The organism is Clostridiales bacterium FE2011, from assembly GCA_017569305.1.
Taxonomy (GTDB): domain Bacteria; phylum Bacillota; class Clostridia; order Christensenellales; family Aristaeellaceae; genus Aristaeella.
The window spans coordinates 2801734-2822178 of the sequence record CP069418.1 but is presented as its reverse complement, the minus strand read 5'-3'; the positions used below and the strand labels follow the sequence as shown (position 1 = coordinate 2822178).

Sequence of the window (20445 nt, the reverse complement as noted above, 5' to 3'; positions counted from 1 at the left end):
TTGAAACGCCTGTTCCTTCAATAGGTTCTGCACTTTTTCTGTATCTATTTGTACTGTTTTAAGCGTTCATTTTGGTCTCTTCGAAAGCCTGTTGTGCAAGAAGCAGCGCTCCTGTCGCTCCACTTTTTGTCCCTAAGCCCGGTTCAACGATAAAGTGCTCTATATCTTCCAGAATCTCCTTGGCCTGTACATATCCGTTCAGCAGGGCCAGTGTCTTTTGACGGATCAGCGGGAACAGATGTTTCTGCTGCATAACCCCGCCGCCCAGGATAATCTTCTCCGGAGAGAACGCACAAATCATGTTTACGCACATCTGGGCCAGATAGGCCGCTTCCAGATCCCATGCCGGATGATCTTCCGGAAGCTCATACCCTTTCCTTCCCCACCGCTTCTCAATGGCCGGACCTGCCGCCAGTCCCTCCAGGCATCCAGCGTGATACGGGCAAAACCCGACCGGAGTCGGATCCTGTGGTTCCTGGCGAAGCAGCATATGCCCCAGTTCCGGATGTACAAGCCCGTGAACCAGTTTCCCTTCAATGACCAAGCCCGCGCCGATCCCTGTCCCGACAGTGACGTATACGCAGCTGTTCAGTCCCCTGGCCGCACCAAGCTTCCACTCAGCCAGGGCTGCGGCATTCACATCCGTATCAATAAGTGCCGGAATGCCCAGTTCATCACGCATGGGCGGCAGAAGAGGCTTATCGCTCCAGCCGGGCTTCGGCGTCTTGGTGATCCATCCGTATGTGGGAGATTCCTTCTTCAGGTCAACCGGGCCGAAGGTACCGATTCCCAGGGATACAATTCCTTTTCCCCTGAACCAGTCAATCATCGCCGGAATAGTCTTTTCCGGTGCTTCAGTCGGAATGCTGACCTGTTCCAGAAGTTCATTCTGCTCATTCCCTACAGACAGAACCATTTTGGTTCCGCCGGCTTCCAGTGTTCCAAAGAGCATGTTCTCTTCCTCGCTTTCCATGCTTATTGATTTGTCTGCCTTTATCTTCATTATACCTGATCCAGGTACCTTCTGGCCAGAGCAAACTGTTCATTCAGGTTCCGGATGTTCACTGTGCCTGTCTGGTCGAAGCCCGTAGCTTCAAACGTAAAGTCTCCTCTGTATGCGGTCTGTCTGACAAACCGGAAAAAGTGTTCAAAATCGATATGTCCTTTGCCCATCGGCAGGACTTTCAGGTTGCTCCAGTCCTTATAGCCGCCGCCATAATCATTCACATGGTAGTGCAGGATATGGTTTTCTTTCCAGAGCCAGTCATATTCCGGCTCATACAGCAGCTCCAGCTGGCGGTGAAAATCCGCCATCTTGGTATCAAATACAAATTGGATTTCCGGATAATGCTGATAGAGTTCCACCCAGTGGGTCATCGGATCGGTTCCGTTGCAGATTACGTTCTCAACCAGCAGCATCAATCCATGTTTCTCTGCTCTTTCCTGTAGTTCCGGATAAGCACGAAGATTATTCTCAAAATGGGAATCGGAAATCAGTCCGTTCCATAGATGGAAAACCATCTTTTCCGCTCCCAGTGTCTCCGCAACGCCGCAGTTGATTTCAAACAGCCGGAAGGCCTCGCGCAGTTCCTCGTCTCCGCCTTTTGAAATATGCTCTGAAAGCGATTTTTCGCAGTGCATTACCGGAATATGCAGCTGAATTGACTTCAGAAAGGATGTCAGCGCTTCAATCTGATCATACCAGGTGGTATACAGCATGAACTCGAAGCCGTCGCACTCCAGCTGGGGACAAAACTGTTTCAGCAGGCGGTAATCCCTGCCGTTGGGTCTTCCGATCAGTGCCCCCGTGGAGCAAAGGATCTGGTGCATGGTTGATTTCTCCTGTCAAAAAACCGGGCGCTGTGTACAGCGCCCGGTCTGGATCTTTGGATCACTCGAAGGTTTCGAAATCGCCTTCCGCTTCTGTCGCCGCAGCGGGTGTCTCCATATTTTCCAGCGCGAAGTATGCGGGGAGTATTGCCTGGGACCACGTCACCTGTCCGGTGATGTAGTAGTTCTGGAGATACTGGTTGAAGAAGTCGAAGTAGATGTTCGAATAGATCGGGATGGTGGGCAGTACTTCGTTGTACCGTTCCTGGAAGGTAACCCACTTGGATACGTATTCGAAGACGTCGCCCGGCTCGGTCCGGCGCATTGCCTTGGCGTCATACCAGAGTTCCTCGTCGTCCGAATAGGTGTTGTTCCAGATTTCGTGGTTCTTCGTGGTATCCGTGGAATAGGTGATGGACGGGTCCACGATCACGTGGAAGTTCGTCGCGAGGTAGATCATGTCGGTGGTGCGTTCCTTCTGCCGGTAGTAGGACTTCAGCAGTTCCTCCATCGGTTCGGGTACCAGCTCCAGCTTGATGCCAACAGCAGCAAGATTGTCCACGAAGCTTCCGACACCGGCGTCCGGCTGTACGTCTTCAGGCGCCGCGATAGTGTCTGTACGTACCGCGGTCTGCATGAGTTCCGCCATATGGTTGCCTTCCGGATACATCAGCTTCAGGTCCAGGGCAACCAGGGAGCCGTCGTCCATCTTCTTGCAGCGTACGTCATCCACACCTTCGGTGAAAGCGTCGCCGTTGCGGTTCAGGGTCCAGCCGGCCTTCTCCAGCAGCTTCTTCGCCTTGGACAGATCCACGGTATACTTTACCAGTTTGTCTTTCCATTCATCGGCAAGCGCCTGCCAGGCAGCAATGGCCTTCTCATAGTCTTCCTGGGTTTCCACGTAGCGGTTCTTATACTTCTTGGTCAGGTCTTCTTCCTCGCCGTCCTTTGTCAGGACCTGGGGCAGGGTCACCTGATCCAGGAAATTGACGGGATAACTGATTTCACCCTTCAGCAGTTTGTATTCCCACTGCTCAATGCCGTAATAGCCGTCCACGCGGGTGAAGAAGGACTGACCGCCGTCAGCGCTTCCGCAGTACAGGGAGCCCAGCAGGTCACGGTCCATACACCAGGCGATCGCCTGGCGGACTTCCTTGTCATGGACGGTAGGCCAGTCATAGGTAAAGGTCAGGAAGGAAAGGCCGATCCGGGGATAGGGCTGGCTGCGGATACCGAATTCTCCGCCCTTCTGCAGGCCCTCCAGGATCGTCTGTCCGTAAGTCACCTTGTTGACCAGGTGCAGTTCGCCGTCAGCAAGCTGCTGGATCAGGGTGTCATTGTCAGCCACAACAAACTTGATCTTCTCAATGGTGGGCTTCACCAGCCAGATCTCATCGCCGTTGGCATCCAGTTTGGGCGTCTCATTGTCGATAGCCATGACCTGGATATAGTTTGCCGGACCGGAGTAGTCGGGACCGGGCAGGTTGTTGTGCATCCAGGCGCCCTTGAAGTAGGGGTTGATTTCGTAGTGGCCTTCGCCTGTCGCGGCGTCCCAGGAAACCATCTTGTAGGGGCCGGACACCACGGACGGATGGGAATTATATCCGGTTTCCGGATCCAGGATGGTCTTCTGCAGCAGTTCGGGTGTGAACACAGGCTCGCTGACATACAGGTCTTCGTTTCCGAGATAGATGCCGAAGCCGTCGTCATAAACCTTGCATCCGGGAGCGATTACGCCGATCGGATAAGGCACGGTCAGCAGCAGACCGGTTTCGAAGAAGTAAGGCAGAAATTCGCCGTCCAGGTGGAACCAGATCTCATGGTCGCTGTGGACTTCCACGCCGCTCAGGCTCCGGACGTCATCGTCCGTCAGCTCTTCGCCGGCCATGATCTTTTTCCGGGTGGCAATATAGTCGTCGTAGCCCAGCAGATGCTCGGCACGGTAAATCTTACCGCCGATTGCTTCGATTTCAGGGCTCATCATCAGCAGCAGGGAGAATGCATAGTCCCAGGCTGTGATGGGCGTTCCGTCGGAATAATACAGGTCGTCGCAGAGTATCATCTTGTAGGTGTGGTTGCCCACTTCGTCAACCTCCACCGGTCCGATCGTTTCCACAACGCTGGGATCGAATACATATGTACCCTGGTTCTGGTCCCAGTTCACCAGGTTGTATCCGTGGATCAGGGCACGAACGTCGATATCAGCGGTATCATTGCCGAACAGCTCGGTAAAGAAGTCGCCCTTGGTGATTGTGGGATGTCCGACAATCAGTTCCTCAGGAGCTTCAAACTCGGCCTGTTCTCCTTCTGCCAGTGACAGCAGGGGCGCCTGGGCCATCAGGAGCACGGTCAGAAGCAGGCACAGGATTCGTTGCAGTTTGTTCACGGTGATCAGATCCTTCCTTCTTTAATCGAAACAATCTCCGACGTGGTTGATGATAACTTCCACACCCAGAGGCGTATCATACTCTTCAAAGAAATACCAGGTTTCACCTGTGGTCTTCGGGGTCTTGCCTTCCGTCGGCTTATCCGGTCTCTCCCAGATGGTGTTGGTGAAGGTCATTGCGTTGCCCTCTTCCTTAACACCGCTCAGGGTATATCCGATGACTTCCTGTTCCTTCCAGCCGTACTTGGCAGGCTGGCCGTTCACAACGGTGGGAAGGTCATTGACTGTCGCGGTCCATCCGTTCGTCGCATCCAGGACAACCACCTTGACCACCTTCTGGCCGTCAGAGAGGGTCATCGCAATGCTGCCCGGCCGGATACCGGCAGCGTTATCCTTGTCCACCCAGATCTTGGTGACGGAAATGCTCGTCACTTCAGGGCGATACTGGTTGACGATGTTGTAGCCATTGATCTCCGCGGCATACATGGGCACGGCGTCTTCATTGATCGTATAGACAATTTCGGTCTTGTTGTCTTCCTGGTAACGGGGCTTTTCAACAAAGGTGAAAGCCCAGTTCTCACCGGCGGTCAGGATGTGACTGTCCACTTCCACGCCGTCCGCGAACAGGCGCACCGTAATCGCGTCAGGGCGGTTGCCGTCCTTGTTGTTATTGTCGTTCCAGGTCTTGGTAACCGGAATATCCACAAACTCGGCGTCGGGTTCAGGCGTCGGCGCGGGTACATACTGGTTGAACAGTTTGGCGGTTGCCGTTCCGTCCGGGGTAACCTCCAGCTTCATGCCGGTCACGCTGGCACCGGTCAGGGTGTAGTACTTCACCAGTGTTTCCGCGTTCCGTTCCACCACTGTATAGACACCGGGAACCAGGTCGCCCAGTTCATACTGGCCGTTCGTAAACTGGCTGTATGTGATTGTCATGGGCATCCGGTCATCCGGTCCCAGGATTTCAAAACTCAGGGCGCCGATGTTGGCCATCGGATCATAATCTTCCTCGGCTTCAATCGCTTCGGGAAGCTTATAGGCGTATTTGTATGTCAGGGTTGCGGTTTCTCCGGCCTTGACCATCACGGCGTCGGATACCTTGCTGTTTGCCGTATCCATGGTATAGCCTTCCACCAGTGTGTCGGCGTTGGTACCGCGGACCAGGTAGGCGCCGGGCAGCACATTGCCGAAGCTGAAGGAACCGCCGGAGATCTGCGCCCAGGTAAGCGTCTTGGGCATGGAAGGATCCGGGCCGTCCACTGTCAGGGTCAGTGCCGAAAGATCCGCGCCTTCCGGTGCGCCGGAAACGGCAGCTGTCAGGTTCAGCGCGCCGGTCTGGAGCGTATTGGTGACTTCCAGTCCGGAGGCAGTGGCAGTATATCCGTCGGGCGTCTGAAGCTGTTTCACCGTATATTCAATTCTGGTATCGGCATTGGGTTTGAAGGCCGGAAGATCATTCCAGGTCACTTTCCAGCCGGGGTTCTTCGCGGTCAGCGGTTCACCGTAGGCTTCTCCGTCAGCCAGCAGCATCAGCTGTACGGATTCAGGCCGGATCTTGCCGGCGTTTTCGGAATCATCCCATGCCACTGTACCGGACACAGAAATGGTGGGAGCCACAGGGCGGTTGAAGGTCAGCACGGAAACAGCGTCCTTGCTCAGGGTTGCGGTATACCCGTCAACCTCATCGCAGGTCCAGTCATTACCGGTACCAACGGGTACGGAAACCACTCCGGTCCAGCCGTTCTCTTCGTTCAGCGTTGCCTTCTGTCCGGCCAGGAACGCATCAACAGAAGCAGGACGAATGCCGTCATAATTATCCCCGTCCATCCATTTGGCTGTAATGACACGGTCTTCATACTGCACGTCTTCCGCCAGAGCGTAAACACAGCTCAATACGAGCGCAAGAACACACAGCAAAGACAAGAGGCGCTGAAGGTGCTTTTTCATGAGTGATTCTCCCCTCTGGTTATACCTTCGGTTTTCTGTTTATAAACGATTCATCCAATTATTTCCATGCAAAGTGAACTGAATCCCCTTACATGTACATACTTCTACAGATTTGATTATAGGTCTCTCACATCAAAAAAGCAAGTCGGAAACCGACTTTTTGCACCGGGATGAAAAAAAAGAAACCGGAAAGTCTGCTTATGACTTTATCCGGCTTACATTGTATTTATCTTGTTTTTAAAGAGTGCAAAAAATGGTAACGATTCCAATAAAATCAACGTTTTCAGCGGTTTGCAACTTTTGTCTTTCCGGTCAGGAGTTATTGTCTTCCATGTATTTTCTTTCCTCTTTTTCCCAGGTCCTGGCGGAGATGATATACCGGGGACGGTGTTTGGTCTCCAGATACGTCTTGCCGATATACTGGCCCAGGATTCCGATGCTGATCAGCTGGATACCGCCCAGCAGGCAGATGATACAGATGGTGGAAGCCCAGCCGACGACTGTCTGACCCATGATTGCCCGCACCACGGCCCAGATCATCAGTACCAGGCCTACCAGGCTGAATCCGATCCCGAAAGAAGTGATCAGGCTGATGGGTTTTACAGACAGGCTGGTGATGCCGTTAAAGGCAAGCGCCAGCATTTTCCGCAGCGGATAATGGCTCTTTCCCGCCAGGCGTTCCGCGCGGTCATAGGTAACTGTAGCGCTCTTGAAGCCCACCAGCGGCACCATACCCCGCAGGAAGATATTGACTTCTTCAAAGTCGGCCAGGTGTTGCAGCACCCGGGCGGAAATCAGCCGGTAATCCGCGTGATTGAACACCACCTCGGCTCCCAGGAATTTCATGAACTTATAGAAGCCTTCTGCCGTAAACCGTTTGAAAAAGGAATCCTTGTCCCGTTTTGCGCGTACGCCGTAGACGATCTCCGCGCCGTTCAGGTATTCATCTACCATGCGGTCCATGGCGTTGATATCATCCTGTCCGTCACAATCGATGGAAATGGTGATATCACACCTATCCTTTGCCTCCATCAGTCCGGCAAGCACCGCGTTCTGGTGTCCCCGGTTCCGACTCTGGCAGATACCGATATAGTGTTCATCCTGTGCAGCCAGGTCCCCGATAATTTCCCAGGTTTTATCCGCTGATCCGTCGTTTACAAACAGGATACGGCTGTTTTCGCTGATTTTCCCGGCCTCCGTCAGCTCCTGAATCTTCTTCAGGAACATAGGGGCGGTAATGGGTAATACCTGTTCCTCGTTGTAGCAGGGTATCACAATCCACAGGACCGGTTTCGCCATTGTTTCCTCCTTGGTTGCAGCCTTCATTATTTCTTCTTCAGGCTTTCAAACATTTCATATTTGCCGAGCATTACCATGACCACATCCTCGGGGATGGGGGTGTCAATGTCCGGCGGGATCTTGATCGCGTCTCCTTCGCCCCGGACGGCAATCACGTTCACTCCGTACCGGGTACGCAGCTCCAGCTCCCGGATGGTCTTCCCTACCCATTCGGCAATCGGCTCCATTTCCACAATGCCGAACTCCTGGGACAGCTCAATGTATTCCATAACACCGGCCTGGGTCATCCCCAGCGCCAGTTTGTCCGCTACTTCCCGTTCCGGAATGATTACCTTGTCAGCACCCAGTCTTTCCAGGATTTCCCGGTAAGTATCATCATGCGCCTTGCACAGGATGTAGGGCACGTTCAGGCTCTTCAGGTTCATGGTAATCAGAGCCGAGGACGCCAGGTCGGAACCTACGGCTACCACCGCGTGTTCAAAGTTCTCAACGCCCAGCTTCGTCAGCACGTCCAGGTCGCGCGCATCTGCTGCAACCGCCCGCGTTACCTTGTCGGCAATCTTGTCGATCAGCTGATCGTTTGTATCAATAACCATCACTTCTTCGCCTCGGGCATAAAGACGGGTCGCCAGCTCCGTTCCGAAGCGGCCCAGGCCGATCACAACATAGGATTTCATAGGACGCAACCTCCTGTTATCCGATCAGCAGATCGGTATTCGCATACTTATACTTTTCTCCGGAAGGTTTCTTCTTCAGGAAACCGAAGCTGAGGGTCAGCAGGCCCACCCTTCCGAAGTACATAAACACGATAATCATACATTTGGAGACCGTGCTCAGCCTCGGCGTTGCTCCGGCTGTCAGGCCTACTGTGCCGATCGCTGATACCGTTTCGTACAGGCTGTCTGCAAAGCCCACCGGAGAGGTGGCGCAGATCACCGTCGCGCCGGCAAACGCCAGGAGCACCATCAGCATGAAGATGGTAATGGCGTTGAGCACGTGATCGTCGGAAATGGTCCGGCTGAAGACGCTCACCGTATGACGTCCGCGCATCCGGTTCCACAGGAACATCAGCAGCACCACAAACGTTACCGTCTTCAGACCGCCTGCCGTGGATCCGGAGGAACCGCCGATCAGCATCAGGAAAATTGAAACTGCTTTGCCCGCGGATGTCAGCATTCCCTGGTCCACTCCCGCAAAGCCCGCGGTACGCAGGGTCATTGACTGGAAGAAGGCAGCCAGGATCTTTTTCGGTGCTGAAAGCGGTCCCAGTGTGGAAGGATTACGCCATTCAATCAGGCAGAAAAGCACCATGCCGCTAAGGAGCAGGATGCCGGTGGTAATCATCACCAGTTTGGTGTATACGCTCCACCTTTTCGGACTTCTTTCCCGCAGGATCTCATCCCACACCAGGAAACCAAGTCCGCCGAGGATGACCAGCGTGCTCAGCGTCAGGCAAATCACCGGATCCGTCTGGTAAACAATCAGGCTCGCCCCGGGTTTAATAAAACCCAGTACGTCGAATCCCGCGTTGCAGAATGCCGAAACGGAATGGAATATACCCAGCTTCAGCGCCAGCGGGAAAGAATATTCTGTCAGAAAACGCGCGGTGAGAATCACAGCGCCGATGCCTTCAACCGTAAAGGCACGGATCAGCAGCCGCTTCTGATGCTCCACAACGTCGTTCATGTTCGATCCGATCGCTTCAGCCATCACCAGCTGCTGCTGGATGGAGATCTTCCGTCTCAGGCTGAAATAAGCCAGCGAAGCCGCGGACATGAATCCGAGTCCGCCGACTTCGATCATCATCAGGATGACTACCTGGCCGAAATTGCTCCACTGGGTCCAGGTATCCGCCAGTACCAGGCCTGTAACGCAGGTGGCTGATGTGGCGGTAAACAGCGCGGTCATAATGCCTGCGCTCTGTCCGTCCCGGGATGATACCGGCAGGGTCAGCAGTATTGTGCCGATCAGGATAATCCCCAGAAATGTGAAAGCCATAATCCGGCCGATACTGACGGACTGCCGTTTCTTCTTCGGCCGCCAGGCCGGTTTTCCTCTGGTCATCTGTTTCCCTTCTTTCGGCAAAAAGTATACACCATTCTCCTGCACAGGATCAATATCCTGCCTGTTCCGGCCTTACTCATCCGCGTTTGTAAACTCTATTTTTTTCACGCTGTGGATCTTTCCGCCCCGCAGGATAATCTTGGCCATGGTCACGTCGCTGCCGAAGCGCGCCCTGCCGCAGCTGCCCGGATTCAGCCACAGCCGCCCGTCAGTCCATTCTTCACTGTAGCGGTGGGAATGCCCGTAGATTACAGCGTTCACGCCCTGCAGATCCCGCGGAACGTCCCTGCGGTCATGAACCATGCAGAAAACAACCCCGCCGATCTGAAAGCGGAGAACGCCGGCCAGGTCGCAGACTCCCGGCATCCATATATCGTTATTGCCCCGGACAGCATACAGGTTTCCGTATACTGCCAGCTCGTCCAGGTCACTTTCCCGGATGATATCCCCGGCATGCAGGATGCAGTCGCAGTCCTGCACTTCAGCCGTCACGCATCTGCGCAGCAGTCCGTGTGTATCGGAAATCACCGCGATCCTGATCTCGTCTCCGTTCATCTGTCTTCTCCTATAAAAGAAGGGCTGCCTTCAGGCAGCCCATAAAAACAATTCCGGTAAATCATCGCAGGAGGCTCTGTGCAGGGTCTCCCTTCGCCCGTGCTGATTCCGGATCACAGAAGCGGGATTATTCCTCTTCCGTTTCTCCGTCGGTCTCTTCCTCCGGCAGTTCGGGGAAAAGCTCCTTGCCGCACTGGGGGCAAAGGGCGTCCTCGTCAAAGTCCACTTCGTCCGGATCAATCTCGACAGAAGCACCGCAGTGAGGGCATTCATACTCGATCACGCCCTCAAAAGCCTGATCCTCGTCCTCTTCTGCCAGTTCTTCGTCCTCATCGTCATAAAGATCCGCTTCCAGATCAGCCAGATCCTCGTCGATGCTCTCCACGTAGTCACTCAGTTCTCCGTGGGATTCTGCCAGGGCTTCAAAGGATTCTCCAACTTCACCCAGCACTTCCAGAATGCCGAGAATCAGCTTGTGGGAATCCTTGTCCGGATTCAGCTTCATGCCTTCCGCCAGTCCCTGAAGATAACTGATCCTGTCAGTCAGTCTGCTCATTTCCGTTCCTCCCGGTCCGTATGCGGTCGTCACAGTTCGCCGATCAGGCGCGCTTGAGGTACTCGCCGCTGCGGGTGTCGATCTGGATCTTGTCGCCGGTGTTGATGAACAGCGGCACCTGCAGGCTGAAGCCGGTCTCCAGCGTAGCGGGCTTGTAGGTGTTGGAGGCGGTATCGCCGGCGAAGCCGGGTTCGGTATCGGTTACTTCCAGCACAACAAAGTTCGGCGCTTCCACGGAGAAGGCGCTGCCCTTGAAGAAGCGAACGGTCACATTGGTGCCTTCCTTCACGAAGGGGATCGCGTCTTCGACCTGGTCCTTGCTCAGCGGCAGCTGTTCATAGGTTTCCACGTCCATGAAGTAGTACAGATCGCCGTCATTGTAGACGTACTGCATTTCCTTGGTTTCGATGATGGCCTTGGGCATTTTGTCCGTCGGGTTGAAGCTGCGCTCAACCACAGCGCCGGTCATCACGTTCTTGATCTTGGTGCGGACGAAAGCCGCTCCCTTGCCGGGCTTCACGTGCTGGAAATCAACGATATTCCATACGCCACCGTCCCATTCAATCGTAATGCCCTTTTTGAAATCGCCAGCGGTAATCATTTTTTCATTCCTCCGTTCATTCGTTCTGGGATGGACTCTGTATTTACAGGATGATAAGCTGCTTATCCGCCGTTGTCAGCGGTGCACAGCCGTTTTCCTTCACCAGGCAGGTGTTCTCAATCCTTACGCCGCCCACACCGGGCAGGTAAATGCCGGGTTCCACGGTGATTACGATTCCGGCTTTCAGGATGTCGTTACAGTTCGGACTTAACCGGGGATCCTCATGGATGTCGATGCCAACGGAATGTCCCAATCCGTGTCCGAACCGCCCCGCGTATCCGCGGGCATCGATGTAATCGCGGGCCAGCTTGTCGATATCCGAGCAGGTCTTTCCAGCCATGAGCGCGTCTTCGCACATTGACTGGGCCCTCAACACGGTCTCGTAGACCTTGCGCATCTCGTCTGACGGCTGTCCAAGCGCCACCGTACGGGTCATATCGCTGCAGTAGCCGCCCACCTTCGCGCCGAAGTCCATGGTGATCATATCACCATTCTTCAGCGTCCGGCTTCCCGGGATTGCGTGGCAGAGACTGCCATTCTCCCCGGAGGCGATGATGGTGTCGAAAGCGAATTCGTCCGCTCCCAGACGGAGCATCGTGAAGTCCAGTTCAATCTGAAGTTCCTTTTCGGTCATGCCGGGCTGGATCTTCGGAAGGATCGCGTTAAATGCTTCGGATGTGATATCGCAGGCCTTGCGGATCGCCACGATTTCGGCCGGAGTTTTCACCTGTCTCAGCAGCTGGGGTGCTTTGTTCAGCGGCACACAGGAGACTTCTTCTCCCACCGCGCCGCGCAGCGCCTCAAAGTCGTCAACAGACAGGTAATTCGTTTCCACCCGCAGTTCGGTAATTTCTTCCGCCTTGACCAGTTCCGCAAGGATCTTGTCGTGGTTCCGGCCCTTCCCGATCATTTCCACCCGGAAGTCCGGTGCCTGTCTTTCCGCCTGTTCTGTATAGCGGAAGTCTGTAATGATTACTCTGCTTGCCTCGGAGATATATACCAGGCCTTCGCCCGTATACCCTTCGGTCAGATAAAACATATTGGATGGATCATGCACCGCGACAGCTGTTTTTGCGCTGAGGCGGAGATGATTAATCAGCCGCTCCGATGCGGTCAAAAAGATCACGCCTTTCCGGATATAACCCTTATGTGGGCACATCCACAGGACATTTTATCATATACAAAGCCGTTTGAAAAGAAAAAACTGACAAAAAAGCCTGTATTCATTTTATACAGGCTTTTTTGTCATCCTGAGCACAGTCGAAGGATCCCTTACTAAGAGCCATCCGCGTGATGGCTCCATCAAATCAAAAGAACAGCTTCCATTCGGAAGCTGTTCTCTCCACCATTTTTAAGTTTTAAGTTATTGAGCAGTTGTCCAAATCTTTGATTTGGGTAACAACTGCCATGCTACAGCCGTCCATTTCTGCGAACCATAGGCGATGCAGAAATGGAATACGGCGATCGCAAAGTTTTCATTGAAAAGATGGTGCTGATACTGCACCATTTTTTTAAAGCGTAAACGCTTTAAGCACCGCTTCTCCCATGGCGTCGCGTTCGCACTCTGCCGTATGGCGTACAGGCAGATCCTTCAGCGCTTTCACCTGTGCAGGCATCGGAACGCCTGTCAGCTTTTCCAGCTCTTCGCTGCAGGCAAAGGCGTCCTTGCCTTCCACGGCATCCGCTCCGGCAATTCCGCGCAGCACGTCCGCCGCGAACTTGTAGGGGCTTGCCGTAGACAGGAGCACGGTCGGTGTGGCGTCATTTGTCTTCAGCCGGTACTGGCGGAGCACATGGCCGCCCACAGCCGTATGCGGATCCATCAGGTAATGATCCTCAAGGAACCGCTTTCCGATCTCGATCAGCGTATCCTTGTTGTCCGCGCAGTCTCCCCAGAACACGTCTGCCATCCAGTCCCTGCGCTGCTCGCCAATGGAATAGCTTCCGCTTTCCTTCAGCTGCTCCATCCACCTTCTGATCAGCGTGCCGTCCCGGTCGGCGGCTTCATACAGCAGCCGTTCCAGGTTTGAGGAAACGAGAATGTCCATGCTGGGGCTCAATGTCTTGAAGAACGTACGGTGTGTGGAATAGATGCCGCTGTTGAAGAAGTCCGTCAGCACGTTGTTCCGGTTGCTGGCGCAGATCAGCTTGTTCACCGGCAGTCCCATGTTCCGGGCATAGTAGCCAGCCAGGATGTCGCCGAAGTTTCCGGTCGGAACGCAGAAATTCACGGAATCTCCCGGCGCGATGGCATGTTTGTTGACCAGGTCCGCGTAAGCGGAGAAGTAATACACAATCTGCGGAGCAAGACGTCCAAAGTTAATGGAGTTGGCGGAAGACAGGATCTTGCCCCGCTCTTCCATCTGTTTAACAAACTCAGGAGAGGAGAAAAGTTCCTTCACACCGGTCTGGGCATCGTCGAAGTTGCCCTTGACCGCGATAACATGCGTGTTGTTTCCTCCGGTAGTAACCATCTGCAGCTTCTGTACGTCGCTCACGCCTTCCTGCGGATAGAACACAGTACAGCTTGTACCGGGCACGTCACGGAAACCTTCAAGCGCCGCTTTACCTGTGTCGCCGCTGGTGGCAACCAGAATGCTGATTTCCCGCGTTTCACCGTTCTTCACAGCGGCAAGGCGGGTCAGGTGCGGAAGCAGCTGGAGCGCCATGTCCTTGAATGCCAGCGTCGGTCCGTGGAAAAGTTCCAGCACCCAGGTGGCGTCATCAATCTGTTTCACCGGGGCAATTTCCGGTGTATCAAAGCGTTCCGTGTTATAGGCTGCGCGCACCGCTTCCTCAATTTCCGGAATATTGAAGTCCTCCAGGTACCGCTTCAGGATGGCAACCGCGCGTGCGGCATAATCCATTTCGCAGAAGGAGGAGATTCTGTTCATCGGAACAGACGGGAACATAGCGGGGACGTACAGGCCTCCGTCCGGTGCCAGACCATGCAGGATCGCCTGGCTGGCCGTAACACAGCTTTCACCGCGGGTGGAGAAGAAAGACACGAATGAATCACACTCCGGTTCTTTAATAGGTTTCCGTTCTGGAAAAAAGAGGCGCCGGGAAATGCCGCCGCCTCTTCCGTGTTCGCTTGTGAAATCAGATCAGATACTGTCTGAAGAACACCGGGATATCTTCCGGATCGGCGCTCAGACTCAGCACAAAATCAACATCATGCTTTGCACCCAGTTCAACCAGCACCTTCACAATCGGCTCCGTATCAGCCAGCTCAGTATGGCTCAGCTTCAGGAAAGCGTCAATAAAGATGGTGCCGACGTCGAAGTTGGATGAAAGGATTCCGCACAGAAAGCCGATAAACATATCGGTGCTGTGAATATGATAATCTTCGGCGTTGATGAAACGAACCTTGTGGTCCACGTCGAACATGTAGCGATTGTCATCATCCAGGAAAATGACGTCGTGTACCGCGTCGCGGGCAGTGGTATTGGTCAGGTCAATCAGCCGCTTCGTTTTTCCGGAGCCCTTTTTGCCTGCAATTACCTGTATCATGGGAACCAGCCTCCTTTTATGGGGTTTTCTCTGAGAGCATTATACGCTACTTTTGGGTTTAGCGCAACGTGTTTTTCCCGGCGATATCCTGATAAGTTATCCCGGTGTTCAGCTTGCGTGTTTCCCTGCCGCCGTTGCGGCAGATTGCTTTGTAATCACAGTACCGGCACACCGGGCCAAGGGAATCTTCACCGGGCATTGCGGCGATGTCTCCGTCGCGCATCCGCCCACAGAGTTCTCCCGCTTTTTCAACCGCCGCGTCCATCAGTCCGCTGAGCGTCTTTTCTTCCACAGCCCAGGATGCAGATTTGCTGATGGTTCCATCCTTGTTGAACACCTTGTCCACAGAGAACGGATGCACGTCCCGGTCCATCGCCCGGATCAGGTCTTCCTCCGCCGTAATCAGGCCCTTCATACGGACTTCGCTGATCCTGTCGTTCTCAATCTTTTCCGGATTGTCATCTTCCGTCGATACTTCTTTATCCTCAATGGGGAAGAACATGGCTCCGGCCGGCCGGGTACCCGGCATGCTGTCAGCCGCAGCCTTCAGGTAAATCATCAGCTGCAGCTGTTCTCCGGTTTCCATTTTTGCGGGATCCGGCTTCTTTCCCCTGCTCTTGTTGTCCACCACCCGCAGCCAGACGCCTTCGCCGTTCTCATAGGTGTCAATCCGGTCAATCTGTCCCCGGATCGCCGTTTTGCTTCCGTCCGCCAGCGTGATGATCACCGGCGGAAGGCCCTCACCTTCACCGAAGGGCTGCTCCGTCGCAATCGTCCGGAATTCGCTGTTGGCGGCAAACCGTGTCAGTACCTGCGCCGCCCGGCGGACACGGCGCAGGTAGCCCTCGCCCGTCCACTCTCCCATGGCGTCTTCCCGAAGCGGCGTCTCCTTCCACTCCTCTGTGAGCTCCGTCAGGATAGTGTCCATGACGTTGTCGACCCGTTCCGCCGTGAAATACGGCCAGTCCTTTTCAGCGCCGACCTGCTTCATATACCGGTCCAGCGCCTCGTGAAAGAAAGTTCCCGCGTCGTTGCTCTCGTAGGTGAATTCTTCCTGTTTCACCGGTCGCAGGCCGTAATCGATAAAATGCCTGTACGGACAGGAAGCAAACTGCTCCAACCGGCTGATGGACAGCCTGTCTGTCATGAACAGCTTCCTGGCCGTATCCTTCTCCAGCTTTTGTTCTTCTTCCTGTGGCAGCATTTCCTCCAGGAGCCGGCGCGCCGCCTTTCCGTATGTTCCGTTGTGCAGCAGCTGAACCAGCGCGGTTCTCCATGCCGGCGGTATTTCCGGTATCATGCCGTCCTTCAGTTCTGTCAGCCAGTCCCCCACGCCCTCCAACGCTTCCCGTGGCGTCGCGGGATCTTTCCGGTTCTCCTGGCCCAGCATTCCGCCTTCTTCGTGGATATTCGGATACAGTTCCCTGATCTGGGCAATCAGTCCGTCCGGCTGCAGCGCGCCGCCTTCCTCTGAGCGCAGGCTCCAGCTAATCATCAGCTTTTCCCGCGGCAGCGTCAGGGTACGGTAAAAGTCATATTTCCGGATCAGGCACCCGGCTTCCCGGCTGATACCGATCGTTTTTCCGGTGGCTTCCTCCATCTTTTTCCGTTCGGCATCCGTCAGCCAGCCGCTCTCCGGCGCTGTCAGCATGCCGTCCTGCGCCTGCGGAAGAATCAGTGCCTGGATATCTCCGGCCAGCAGATGTCCTGTCTCGCCGATGATTACACCGTCTTCCTGTTCAGGCAGTGCCGCAAGCGACACCGGATTCAGCGCGCTTTCCAGCATATACCGCAGGTCCCGGATCGCCGCGCGCCGCGCGCCCAGAAGCGTACCAAGCTGATCCAGAAGCTCCATCAGCAGCTTCCAGATCTGCCGGTTGATAATCGCTTCCCTGTACATTTCATGCTGCAGGAGCATTTCTTCCTCTTCCTGCAGCCTGTTCCATACGTTTTCCGCTTCCAGGAACCCGACCAGCGCCTCCGCGGACGCCGCCGCGTTCCTGGCCTCCTTCAGGTTCGTGCGCAGTTCCTCCACAGGCTGCAGCAGCCGCTGCCGGAGCTGTTCTGCTTCCTCCGCGTTCTCCCCGCCTGTAAAGGGCCGCTGCCATCTTCGTCCTTCAATGCCGTGCGCCCGGGCATAATCTTCCAGGCACAGGCCTTCCGCTTCCGTCAGCGTGCAGAAGCCGCTCCGTGCCACTGTAATAACCTTGTCTGTGCGGTAGCCGTCGCTCAGGATGGACAGCGTGCTGAGCAGCATACGGCATACGGGATGGTTCACTGCTTTATCCTTTTGCTGCCATACAAAGGGTATACCGCTGATCTTCAAGTTCGCTCTCAGGATGCCTTCCGAGCCAGCTCCAGGTGGAAGGGCAATCGCCATCCGGTTCCAGGGGATACCTTCCTCATGCCATTCCCGCAATGTAGCCGCGACAGCTTCCGCCTCATCCCACGGAGAGCTTCCGGCATACAATTTCAGCACGCCTTCTGTATTTCCCGTCCAGGTTTCCGGATTCAGTGCAAACAGATTCCGGTCCAGGAACTGCAGGGCCGGTGCGCAGCCTTCCCGTATGCTGTGCGGATAAACTTCCTCGGTAAGGGTCCTGACTTCCTCCAGGGCTTTGATCAGCTGGTCTGTGCTTTCATGCTGCTGTGTAAAGATCCGCCCGTCCGGAGCCTGCTTTTCATCCATGATCAGGTAAACCGACAGGCTGTTCACCTTGTTGCACAGGTGGGCAATCAGCTCCCTCAGGTCCGGCCGGATCGCGTCAAAACCATATACTGCCACGTCTGCGCCGTTCCATAATCCGCTGTTTTCCAGCCGGCTTACAGCATCGGTCCAGATGGCTTTTTCTTCATCAAACTGTTCTGAGATCAGTGTCTCATATCCATCCCAGAGGATTTTCAGGTCATTGAGTTTGGCCCGTTCCGCGCCGGTTCCCGTGCCTGCTGCATAATCTTCCAGTTCCTCCGGCGTAATGTCGCTTTCCCGCAATTCATCCAGCGCCCCGCTGACGCGGCTCACCGCGCCGGACAACTCCGTCATGTTCCGGTAATATGCCAGGTTTTCTTCCTGCTCTGTCATCACCCGGTGAACCGCCATTGCCCGGCCCATTTCATTCAGCGGGCGTCTTGTTCCCGTGCCCGTCTGTTCTTTGACCTGCTGCTTCAGTTTTCGCGGACTGATTACCTGGATGTCCAGCAGTCCCGGCAGTTTCAGTCCGGTAATGATATCCCTCTCCGCCTGCAGGGTATACTGCTCGGGCACATACAGAATCAGCCTTCGTCCGGCTTTTCGGTTTTCCGCCGCGTCACGGAGCACCAGCGGCCAGACTCGCCCGTTTCTGTCTCCGATGATCTTTACCCTGCTCATACCTTTCCTCCGATATTTATAACTCTACACTCTTCAGTTGAGCAGCTGTCCAAATCTTTGATTTGGGTAACAGCTGCCATGCTACAGCCGTCAAAGTACCATCAGTACTTTGGTAACGGCGATCGCAGTTCACTCTTCACTCTAAACTCTAAACTCATTCACTCAACAGCCATCTTGATTATGAATTATGAATTGTGAATTGTGCAAGAGCTTGCGCATTCTTATTTGAATTATATTCTTCACGGAACATATACACAAGCTCTTGCCTGCAGCTGCCTGATATGATAAAGTTGCTTTGTATTTATTTTGTATTTCAGGCAGCCTCAATGGCCCGGAAGGGGTGTTCTCTCATGGTTAAATCTCTGCGTTCCGCTATCAGTAAAAGACCTGCAGCCGCGGAGCGTTTCTTTTCTTATGCACAGATTATTCTTGGTGCGCTGATCGGCGGTGCGGCCTATCCCCTGTTCATGACGCCCAACAAAATCGCTCCCGGCGGCATCACCGGTATCGCCACCATCCTGAATCACCTGTTTCAATGGCCGGTCGGTACCGTAACCTTAATCCTGAACGTTCCGCTCTTCCTGATCAGCTACAAGGCCATGGGCCGGATCTTTGCCTTCCGCAGCCTGGTCGCCACCCTGTTCTTCACGCTGTTCATCGACGTCCTTCCCCTGCAGCCCATGACGACCGATCCGCTGCTTGGCGCGCTTTACGGCGGCGTCATGCTGGGTGCCGGCCTGGGCCTGATCATGCGCGGCGGTGCCACCACCGGCGGATCGGATATGGTAGCCCGGATGGTCAATAAACGCTTCCAGTTTATCTCCACCGGTTCTTTCCTTTTCGCAATAGATTTCGCCGTTGTCGTCTCTGCCGGTTTCCTGATCGGCGCAACGGAAGCGCTTTATTCCCTGATCTGCATTTTCCTGTCCGCAAGGATTATGGATACCATCATCATCGGCTTCTCTTCCAACAAAGCCTGCTTCATCATTTCCTCCCGCTGGCAGGAAATCTCCGACCGGATCATGCGGGATATGGATCGCGGCGTTACCCAGCTGACAGCCCGCGGCGCCTATACCGGTGCCGAGCGTCCCACCCTCCTGTGTGTCATCGGCCGCAGTGAGATCATGGCCCTCAAGCGGATCCTGCGGGAAGAAGACGAGAAAGCCTTTGTCATCATTGTGGAAGCCCACGAGGCCATCGGCGACGGCTTCACTCACCTGACTGACTGATAATGCCTGATTGCAAACAAAGCGGGGAGCCTTCCGGCTCCCCGCTGTTTCTTTGGGGTATATTACTGAGCAGCTTCTGTTCCGCCCATGTTCAGGATCGGCACTGTGGTTCCACCCTGTCCGGCCATATAGGTGGGCAGTTTGCCGTCCCAGCTCTTGATCTCGTTGAAGCGGATCAGGTTTTCCGTCAGGGATTCAGCAATCTTCTTGTTTGCTTCAGCTTCGGCTTCGCTGCGCACCTGCAGGGCATAAGCGTCTGCGTCCGCGTTGATCTTCGCCACATTGGCTTCCGCTTCAGCATTGATGCGTTTCCGCTCTGCCTGCTGCTGGGTTTCCATGGTCATCTGGTTCTGCTCAATTTCAGCCTGCAGCTTCTTCTGGGCAGCCACCTGCTTGGCTTCAACGGCATCGGTAAAGGCGTCGGTGAAGTCCAGGTTCTCGATGCTCACGCTGATCACGTTGATGCCGTATTCATCCAGTTCATTGTCCAGGCCTTCACGGATGGATTCGCTCAGCTTCTGGCGGTTTGCCACCAGGTTCTCGGCGGTGTATTTGCTGAACACGCCCTTGGTAATCTCCAGCATCCGGGGATAAACCAGCTTGTTGAAGTAGTCTGTACCGACTTCCTTGAACAGGTTCATCGCCGTGCTCTTGTTGATCGCATAGTTGATGGATCCGGTAATCTGCACCTGCTGGATGTCACTGGAGAACGCTTCCGTGTTGAAGGTGCTCTTCTGCTCACGGTTATCCATGGGAATAATTCTCTGGAAGGGGCTCTTGAAGTGCAGTCCCGCCTCCAGCGTAACGTCTTCAACCTTGCCGAAGGTCGTCACAATACCGGTATACCCCGTCTGCACCGTCGCGGTGCACGTTGTCGCCACCAGCAGCACCAGCACAATGGCGGCAATCAGAATAATCAGTCCCTTTTTCATCGTTTCTCGTTCCTTTCATGCCCCTCTTCGGGGCTTAATGCCGGTCCTGTTTACCGGCTGAAAAGAGAATAGCAGAAAGAAAGTCCCCGGTAAATATCGTATTTCGCAATTTACCAGGGGTTATTTCTCCATTCAAAAGCAGAATAACTATATTATTTTTAAG

General features: G+C 54.6%; 16 protein-coding genes. 1 reads left to right on the top strand and 15 read right to left on the bottom strand.

Annotated features, from left to right (window positions below; genetic code table 11):
• Window positions 1-58 precede the first annotated feature (58 nt).
• The 14 genes from JRC49_12805 to JRC49_12740 form a co-directional block, all read right to left on the bottom strand.
• The gene (locus JRC49_12805) at window positions 59-952 is read right to left on the bottom strand and encodes an ROK family protein (protein QTE72879.1); all 894 of its coding nucleotides are present in this window, start codon (window positions 950-952) and stop codon (window positions 59-61) included.
• 50 nt (window positions 953-1002) lie between these two features.
• Window positions 1003-1830, bottom strand: coding sequence for a sugar phosphate isomerase/epimerase (locus JRC49_12800; GenBank protein QTE70663.1), 828 nt, complete (start codon window positions 1828-1830; stop codon window positions 1003-1005).
• A gap of 61 nt (window positions 1831-1891) precedes the next feature.
• Window positions 1892-4216 (bottom strand): hypothetical protein, encoded by a 2325-nt coding sequence (locus JRC49_12795; protein QTE70662.1) that lies wholly within the window; start codon window positions 4214-4216, stop codon window positions 1892-1894.
• A gap of 21 nt (window positions 4217-4237) precedes the next feature.
• Complete coding sequence (locus tag JRC49_12790) at window positions 4238-6163, bottom strand: Cna B-type domain-containing protein (protein QTE70661.1); 1926 nt, start codon at window positions 6161-6163, stop codon at window positions 4238-4240.
• Window positions 6164-6475: 312 nt separating this feature from the next.
• Complete coding sequence (locus tag JRC49_12785; GenBank protein QTE70660.1) at window positions 6476-7462, bottom strand: glycosyltransferase family 2 protein; 987 nt, start codon at window positions 7460-7462, stop codon at window positions 6476-6478.
• A gap of 26 nt (window positions 7463-7488) precedes the next feature.
• A complete protein-coding gene (locus JRC49_12780) occupies window positions 7489-8139 on the bottom strand; it encodes a TrkA family potassium uptake protein (GenBank protein QTE70659.1) in 651 nt (216 codons plus the stop codon).
• 16 nt (window positions 8140-8155) lie between these two features.
• On the bottom strand, window positions 8156-9526 hold the full coding sequence (locus JRC49_12775; protein ID QTE70658.1) for a potassium uptake protein, TrkH family: 1371 nt from the start codon (window positions 9524-9526) through the stop codon (window positions 8156-8158).
• Between the two features lie 72 nt (window positions 9527-9598).
• Window positions 9599-10081 carry a YfcE family phosphodiesterase gene (locus JRC49_12770; GenBank protein QTE70657.1) on the bottom strand — a complete coding sequence of 161 codons (483 nt, stop codon included), beginning with the start codon at window positions 10079-10081 and terminating at the stop codon, window positions 9599-9601.
• A gap of 127 nt (window positions 10082-10208) precedes the next feature.
• Window positions 10209-10637, bottom strand: coding sequence for a hypothetical protein (locus JRC49_12765; GenBank protein ID QTE70656.1), 429 nt, complete (start codon window positions 10635-10637; stop codon window positions 10209-10211).
• 43 nt (window positions 10638-10680) lie between these two features.
• Complete coding sequence (gene efp / locus JRC49_12760) at window positions 10681-11238, bottom strand: elongation factor P (protein QTE70655.1); 558 nt, start codon at window positions 11236-11238, stop codon at window positions 10681-10683.
• A gap of 43 nt (window positions 11239-11281) precedes the next feature.
• Window positions 11282-12364: an aminopeptidase P family protein gene (locus tag JRC49_12755; GenBank protein QTE70654.1), complete on the bottom strand. Its 1083-nt coding sequence runs from the start codon at window positions 12362-12364 to the stop codon at window positions 11282-11284.
• Between the two features lie 385 nt (window positions 12365-12749).
• Complete coding sequence (locus tag JRC49_12750; protein QTE70653.1) at window positions 12750-14246, bottom strand: threonine synthase; 1497 nt, start codon at window positions 14244-14246, stop codon at window positions 12750-12752.
• A gap of 94 nt (window positions 14247-14340) precedes the next feature.
• Window positions 14341-14751 carry a twitching motility protein PilT gene (locus JRC49_12745; GenBank protein QTE70652.1) on the bottom strand — a complete coding sequence of 137 codons (411 nt, stop codon included), beginning with the start codon at window positions 14749-14751 and terminating at the stop codon, window positions 14341-14343.
• Window positions 14752-14809: 58 nt separating this feature from the next.
• On the bottom strand, window positions 14810-18121 hold the full coding sequence (locus JRC49_12740; GenBank protein ID QTE70651.1) for a PD-(D/E)XK nuclease family protein: 3312 nt from the start codon (window positions 18119-18121) through the stop codon (window positions 14810-14812).
• 350 nt (window positions 18122-18471) lie between these two features.
• Between JRC49_12740 and JRC49_12735 the strand changes: the two genes are divergently transcribed.
• A complete protein-coding gene (locus tag JRC49_12735; GenBank protein QTE70650.1) occupies window positions 18472-19350 on the top strand; it encodes a YitT family protein in 879 nt (292 codons plus the stop codon).
• 62 nt (window positions 19351-19412) lie between these two features.
• On the opposite strand, the gene JRC49_12730 is transcribed toward JRC49_12735, so the two are convergent.
• Window positions 19413-20282 carry a prohibitin family protein gene (locus JRC49_12730; GenBank protein QTE70649.1) on the bottom strand — a complete coding sequence of 290 codons (870 nt, stop codon included), beginning with the start codon at window positions 20280-20282 and terminating at the stop codon, window positions 19413-19415.
• Window positions 20283-20445: the final 163 nt, after the last annotated feature.

Bases quoted from the DNA above. Each gene is read 5' to 3' on its own strand.
- JRC49_12745 (QTE70652.1), bottom strand. From the start codon at position 14,751: ATGATACAGGTAATTGCAGGCAAAAAGGGCTCCGGAAAAACGAAGCGG.
- JRC49_12775 (QTE70658.1), bottom strand. From the start codon at position 9,526: ATGACCAGAGGAAAACCGGCCTGGCGGCCGAAGAAGAAACGGCAGTCC.
- JRC49_12735 (QTE70650.1), top strand. From the start codon at position 18,472: ATGGTTAAATCTCTGCGTTCCGCTATCAGTAAAAGACCTGCAGCCGCG.
- efp (QTE70655.1), bottom strand. From the start codon at position 11,238: ATGATTACCGCTGGCGATTTCAAAAAGGGCATTACGATTGAATGGGAC.
- JRC49_12730 (QTE70649.1), bottom strand. From the start codon at position 20,282: ATGAAAAAGGGACTGATTATTCTGATTGCCGCCATTGTGCTGGTGCTG.
- JRC49_12770 (QTE70657.1), bottom strand. From the start codon at position 10,081: ATGAACGGAGACGAGATCAGGATCGCGGTGATTTCCGATACACACGGA.
- JRC49_12780 (QTE70659.1), bottom strand. From the start codon at position 8,139: ATGAAATCCTATGTTGTGATCGGCCTGGGCCGCTTCGGAACGGAGCTG.
- JRC49_12800 (QTE70663.1), bottom strand. From the start codon at position 1,830: ATGCACCAGATCCTTTGCTCCACGGGGGCACTGATCGGAAGACCCAAC.
- JRC49_12740 (QTE70651.1), bottom strand. From the start codon at position 18,121: ATGAGCAGGGTAAAGATCATCGGAGACAGAAACGGGCGAGTCTGGCCG.
- JRC49_12790 (QTE70661.1), bottom strand. From the start codon at position 6,163: ATGAAAAAGCACCTTCAGCGCCTCTTGTCTTTGCTGTGTGTTCTTGCG.
- JRC49_12785 (QTE70660.1), bottom strand. From the start codon at position 7,462: ATGGCGAAACCGGTCCTGTGGATTGTGATACCCTGCTACAACGAGGAA.
- JRC49_12765 (QTE70656.1), bottom strand. From the start codon at position 10,637: ATGAGCAGACTGACTGACAGGATCAGTTATCTTCAGGGACTGGCGGAA.
- JRC49_12805 (QTE72879.1), bottom strand. From the start codon at position 952: ATGCTCTTTGGAACACTGGAAGCCGGCGGAACCAAAATGGTTCTGTCT.